This is a genomic window from Mobiluncus porci (genome assembly GCF_009695935.1).
Taxonomy (GTDB): Bacteria; Actinomycetota; Actinomycetes; order Actinomycetales; family Actinomycetaceae; genus Mobiluncus; species Mobiluncus porci.
Genome location: NZ_VUMY01000032.1, coordinates 1 through 5738 on the forward strand (window position 1 = coordinate 1; position 5738 = coordinate 5738).

General features: G+C 57.6%; 5 protein-coding genes. 4 read left to right on the forward strand and 1 reads right to left on the reverse strand.

Annotated features, from left to right (window positions below; translation table 11 throughout):
• Nucleotides 1-288: 288 nt before the first annotated feature.
• On the reverse strand, nucleotides 289-582 hold the full coding sequence (groES, locus tag FYJ63_RS10850) for a co-chaperone GroES (RefSeq protein WP_277028628.1): 294 nt from the start codon (nucleotides 580-582) through the stop codon (nucleotides 289-291).
• A gap of 550 nt (nucleotides 583-1132) precedes the next feature.
• Between groES and FYJ63_RS10855 the strand changes: the two genes are divergently transcribed.
• The 4 genes from FYJ63_RS10855 to FYJ63_RS10870 all read left to right on the forward strand — a co-directional run bounded on the left by FYJ63_RS10855 (nucleotide 1133) and on the right by FYJ63_RS10870 (nucleotide 5546).
• On the forward strand, nucleotides 1133-2389 hold the full coding sequence (locus FYJ63_RS10855; RefSeq protein WP_287847392.1) for a THUMP-like domain-containing protein: 1257 nt from the start codon (nucleotides 1133-1135) through the stop codon (nucleotides 2387-2389).
• Between the two features lie 172 nt (nucleotides 2390-2561).
• On the forward strand, nucleotides 2562-3674 hold the full coding sequence (gene tsaD / locus FYJ63_RS10860; RefSeq protein ID WP_277026228.1) for a tRNA (adenosine(37)-N6)-threonylcarbamoyltransferase complex transferase subunit TsaD: 1113 nt from the start codon (nucleotides 2562-2564) through the stop codon (nucleotides 3672-3674).
• A gap of 14 nt (nucleotides 3675-3688) precedes the next feature.
• Nucleotides 3689-4540, forward strand: a complete 852-nt coding sequence (gene purU, locus FYJ63_RS10865; RefSeq protein WP_154546606.1) for a formyltetrahydrofolate deformylase — start codon at nucleotides 3689-3691, stop codon at nucleotides 4538-4540.
• A gap of 10 nt (nucleotides 4541-4550) precedes the next feature.
• On the forward strand, nucleotides 4551-5546 hold the full coding sequence (locus FYJ63_RS10870) for a diacylglycerol/lipid kinase family protein (protein WP_154546608.1): 996 nt from the start codon (nucleotides 4551-4553) through the stop codon (nucleotides 5544-5546).
• Nucleotides 5547-5738: the final 192 nt, after the last annotated feature.

Consider the following 5738-nt stretch of genomic DNA (forward strand, 5'->3'; position numbering starts at 1 on the left):
AACCCGGGAAAACAGACACACAATTTGACCGACCCCAAAGTTCAGCCAAACCAACTTTCAACCCGACTTTAAGGCTCTACAACAACAAAAATCCCGGATAAAAAACACACAATTTGTCCTTTAACCCGCGCGCTGGCAGTGAGCGAAGCGAGCATGAGCCAGCGCGTAACAGTGCGGAGGCGAATAGCGGAGGCAACGATTTGCCTTCGCCGCAGAAAACTCCTCAAATCTTCAATTAACAAAAGACCGGACCCTCTCGAGTCCGGTCTTTTGTATCGCCTTTGTTGATTACTCAACAACTGCAAGCAAGTCGCGAGCAGAGAGAATCATGTAATCCTCTCCCTGGTACTTGACCTCGGTCCCGCCGTACTTGGCGTAGATGACCTTGTCGCCCTCCTTGACATCCATCGGTACGCGCAAGCCCTTGTCGTCTACACGACCCGGGCCTACCGCCACAACGGTGCCTTCCTGCGGCTTTTCTTTTGCCATATCCGGGATGACCAGACCGGAAGCGGTAACCGTTTCCGCTTCCATCTGCTTGATGACAACCCGATCCTCTAAAGGTTTAATGGAAACCGACACTGCGATTCCCCTTTCTCTAAGTTTGTTGTTCTTCTCTTTACTGTTGTCACGCCGTCGCGGGTGGCGTTCCTTCAGCCGTTTTCTATCATAGGAGGAAGTTAGCACTCTCGCAAGCCGAGTGCTAAGTGTCGGTCGTTTTCTCTTAGTTGCAGATGCCCATCCCTCTCTTTACTGCGCGCAGCGCGTGGGAGGGCTCTCGCAGCTACGAGGGAGTTTTTATTAGGTGCTTCGCGGACGACGGCTAATTGCCGTCGTTTGATCCGCTCCGCCAGTTACGCGGTGGCTCACTCGCGCTCCGCGCGATGCCACCGCGCCCACATTGTGTCGGCGTCGCTTCGCTCCCCGCCACAATAGGGCCCTTTCTCAAACGGTGCTTCGCCGGAAACGCTTTCGCGTTTCTTATTCGGCTCCGCCGTTTTACGCGGCGGCTCGTGTTGCCGCCGCGCCCCGCTGCTGCGAGTCCCTCCCCTACGCGCTGCAGCTCGCGAAAGCGCAGTGGGCACCTGCGCAGGCGGGACGAAAACACTTTGAGAAATGAGAAGATGACGGGGTGGATAACAATGCGCTAAAGCCTGTTTTAGAGCCGAAGGGGTTCCGGCTCTTGAACGAGCTGGGATCTTTGGGGCCGTATTCGCGTGAGCTCGGGGAAAAGTTAAACGCCGGTTTGCGCAGCCGCGAGGTCGCGCCGGAACTGGTAGCGGCAGTTTTGACGCAGTTGCAGTTGCGCGAGGAAGCGAAGCCGAAGTTCGGCGAATTTGCGGCCGGCATGCTTTTTACTCGTAAAGGTCTTGAACAAGCGACTCGCCTCGTAGTGGCAGCGACTCACGCGGCGCGGTTTCGCCACGCCGGTTGTCACAAGGTTGCCGACCTGGGCTGCGGACTCGGCGCGGAATCGCTAGCTTTCGCCGGTGTCGGCCTGCTAGTGGAAGCTTTTGAGATTGACGAGGCAACCGCCGCAGCCGCCTTGATGAATCTTCGCGCTTTCCCCGAAGCACACGTCACTCAGGCAGACGTAACCGCCCTCAACTGGGCGGATTTACGGGCCTCCGGAGTTGACGGGGCATTTGCTGACCCGGCAAGGCGCGATGAGCGGGGACGAAACCTGCAACCGGAACAATGGCAGCCCCCATTGTCGGCCATCTTGGCTCTCCGAGAGGAAATCCCGAACCGGAATCTCGGGGTGAAAGTCGCTCCCGGGATTGCCCATGAGTCCTTGCCTGCGGATTGTGAATCTGAATGGGTGTCTGTTGACGGCGACTTGGTGGAAGCCGGATTATGGTTTGGAACGTTGAGAGAAAGTCCCGGGCGAACCGCTCTCCTACTGGAAAAAGACGGCCACGTTCGGGCTAATTTGCGCGATCCGGAAGATTCTGGCGACCCTGCGACGGTGGCTAGACCAGCCAAGATTATTCCCGATGAGACCGCGCTTGGTGCGTGGCTATTTGAACCCGATGCGGCCATTATCCGCGCCGGATTGGTGGCTCACGTAGCTCAACTGACCGAGACCGCGAGCGTGTCAACAGGAATTGCCTATCTGACTGGAGACGGACCGAGCGAGGACACCCGGAAACTTGGGGCCTGGTTCGAAATCGAGAAAATTCTCCCCTTTGATGACAAGGTTCTCCGCACCGAGTTCAAGGCTCGCGGGGTCCGCTCGCTGGAGATTAAGAAGCGCGGGGCAGAGGTCTCCCCCGCGACTTTGCGCAAGCGGCTTTTGCCCAAAGCGGATCCCCAGGGTGAAGATTTGGTCCTGATTGTCACCCGACTCGCGGGCCGACACCGCACCATCCTGGCACGGCGGGGGTAAGCGGTAGATAAGCATTGCCGCTAAGCCGTTGGGGTCAGACCCTTCCGGCTACACTCGCTTTGCTCACTACTCCGGAGAGGTCTGACCCCGCTGACCCCGCTGACCCCGCTGATCCTGCTGGCTCCGCTTGACCCGCGCCGACTACTGCTGGCGATGGCGTAAGATATAGGGCGTGTTGAACGGCGAAAAACTGACTTTAGGAATCGAATCGACCTGCGATGAGACGGGCGCAGCCCTCGTAGCGGGTAAGACTCGCCTCATCGCGAATGTGGTGGCTACCTCGATGGATGAATACGCGCGTTATGGAGGGATTATCCCCGAGATTGCTTCGCGAGCCCACCTGGAGTCTTTTCTCCCGGTCGTAACTTCCGCCCTCGACCAGGCCGGAGCCAAGCTCGAAGACGTGGACCAAATCGGGGTCGCGGCGGGGCCCGGACTGATTGGCTCTCTAGCAGTCGGTATTGCTGGAGCAAAAGCACTCGCCACTGCCACCGGCAAGCCTCTTTACGGAGTCAACCACGTCATTGGACATCTCGCAGTAGATCAACTCGTGAACGGAACAATCGAACTTCCAGCAGTGGGTCTGGTCGTGAGCGGGGGTCACACGAATCTCCTGTTGATAACAGATTTTGGAGCTCCGGGCGGAATCCGCGAGCTCGGAGGAACCCTAGACGACGCCTCAGGCGAGGCTTTTGACAAGGTCGGGCGGGTTTTGGGCCTACCTTATCCGGGCGGCCCGCATGTGGATCGGCTGTCTCGCGAGGGTACCCTTCACGCGATAGATTTCCCGCGCGGCCTCGCGGGGGCAAAATACGCGAAAACCCACCCCTATGATTTCTCTTTCTCGGGCCTTAAAACCGCAGTAGCGCGCTGGGTTGACGGTCTCGAACGCACCCCCGAGGTCCGTAACCGCCCCGACTTCACCAAGGATTTTTCCGCCACCAAAGAGGGAAAGCCCTGGCTTCCGGTGGCCGAAATCTGTAAGGGATTCTCCGAGTCAGTCAATGATTCGCTCGTGACGAAAACCATGCAGGCTCTTGCTGACACCGGCGCGAAAACTCTCGTTGTTGGCGGTGGCTATTCCGCGAATTCTCGGCTGCGCGAATGGCTCGGCAAAGAGTGCGAAGCGAACGGCGTCACTTTGCGGATTCCTCCCCTGAAGTTTTGTACCGATAACGGAGCGCAAATCGCTGCCATTACGGCGGCTGTGGCTGAGGCCCGCGAGCCCAGCGCGCCGGATTTCTCGCCGGTTTCCGCCCTGGATCTTATGACCGTAACAGTTTAGGTAGACTTGCCTCTATGAGTGAAACCGATAAGAAACTCGTCCTGACCCTGTCCTGCCCAGACCAGCCCGGAATCGTTCACGCCGTGTCCGGCCTAGTGGGAGAAGCCGGCGGTAATATTCTCCAATCTGCCCAGTTTGGGGATCCCGATACCGGACTGTTCTTTATGCGCGTCTCGATGGATGTTCCTGCTGTCGAGCCAGTGAAAACTCGGGTCGAGGCTCTTGCCGACGACTTCAAGATGAACTGGAATTTGGACGAAATCGGACGCCCCTTAAGAACCGTAATCATGGTTTCAAAAGAGGGACATTGCTTGTCCGACCTGCTCTATCGCGTGCGGGACAATGCGCTCCCGATTGATGTCAAGGCCGTCGTTGGCAACCACCCCGACCTCGCTCCGATTGCGACTTTCTATCAGGTACCGTTTATTCTCGTCCCCGTCACCAAGGACAACAAGCCGGAGGCCGAACAAAGGCTCCTTGACCTGGTGGAGGCCGAAAAAGTCGAACTCGTTGTGCTGGCTCGCTATATGCAGATTCTGTCTGACAAGCTCTGTGGGCGTATGAGCGGGCGGATTATCAATATCCATCACTCTTTCCTCCCCTCCTTCAAGGGCGCGAAACCTTACGCCCAGGCCCACGATCGCGGGGTTAAACTCATTGGAGCGACCGCCCACTATGTCACGGCCGACCTTGATGAAGGGCCGATTATTGAACAAGATGTGGCCCGCGTTGACCACACCCTCACCGTTGCTGCCATGCAGAAGCAGGGCCAAGACGTGGAGCGTCGCGTGCTCGCCCAGGCAGTCAAGTGGCATGCGGAACATCGCGTGTTGATGGACGGAAACAGAACGGTAATTTTCCACTAGGAGGATTCCAATGAGCGATGCCACCGCGGAAGAATCGACACCAGAAAAGCAACCAGACCCTTACGAGGGGCGCCATTTTGAAATCCACCGTCTCGCCTTCATCACCAATCCCACTGCTAACAAAGGCGGCGCGCTCAAAAATGCCCGCAAGGCTCGTAAAGTTCTAGGTTCGCGAGGCATCGAGCTTGTCGAATACCCCTCCGAGTCGGCTCTCGACGCCAAGAACGCAGCCAGCGACGCTGTCAAAGACCCCACCATCGATGCGGTTGCGATTTGCGGCGGGGACGGCATTGTTTCACTCGTATTGCAACACCTAGTCGGTTCTGGCAAGCCACTCGGCGTGATTCCCGCGGGAACCGGCAATGATCACGCACGGAATCTCGGGATCCCATTACAGCCTAAGAAAGCAGCGGCGGTAATCGCTGACGGCTTCGCGAGGCCCACCGATCTTGGTCTGGCAACCTTCACCGACCTCCGCGGGAAGAAACGAAAGCGCTGGTGGTCGACCGTTACCTGCGTAGGTTTCGACCAGATGGTCAACGACCGCACCCAAGAAATTTCCTGGCCACACGGTTCGGCGCGCTATATGGTGGCGCTGTTCCAGATTCTCTCGCGGTTCCATCCCTATCCGTCCCAGGTCATCCTTGACGGAATCCCGCTCGAAGCCGAGCGGTTGACGTTGTGCGCGGTCGGTAACGGGAGATTTTATGGTGGCGGTGTTGAGGTTGCACCCAGAGGGTCATCTTTCGATGGCAAGTTTTCGATTACCACCTTGTCTTCCATGAACAAGTTCCAGATGGTGCGAGCCCTGTTGCGCGCGAAAACCGGGCGGTTCGAGGGCGCACCGGGAGTAGAGTTTCACGAGGCCACGAAGGTCAGCCTCGAGATGGAGAGCCTCGCGCCAATCGCTGATGGAGAACGGCTCGGTTATGGGCAAGTGAGCCTGGAATGCAAGCCCGCCGCGGGACTGTTTATTCTGCCAGAGGATACTTCTGGGAAAGCCTAGCTTGAATCCTGTCAGACCTTCAAATGTTTTGTGGTTCGAGAGGTTATCCTCTCGAACCACAAAAAGTGGGTTAAAGGACAAATTGTGTGTCTGGGGGGTTAGTCCCATGTGTTGTTGTAGGGGGTGGTGTGGTGGAGTTCGTTCCAGATGATTCCGTCGCCCCATCCGGGGAGGCTTCGCCTGGTGATGTGC

Excerpts from the sequence above, each read along its gene's own strand:
- purU (WP_154546606.1), top strand. The coding sequence starts at position 3,689 with ATGAGTGAAACCGATAAGAAACTCGTCCTGACCCTGTCCTGCCCAGAC.
- FYJ63_RS10870 (WP_154546608.1), top strand. The coding sequence starts at position 4,551 with ATGAGCGATGCCACCGCGGAAGAATCGACACCAGAAAAGCAACCAGAC.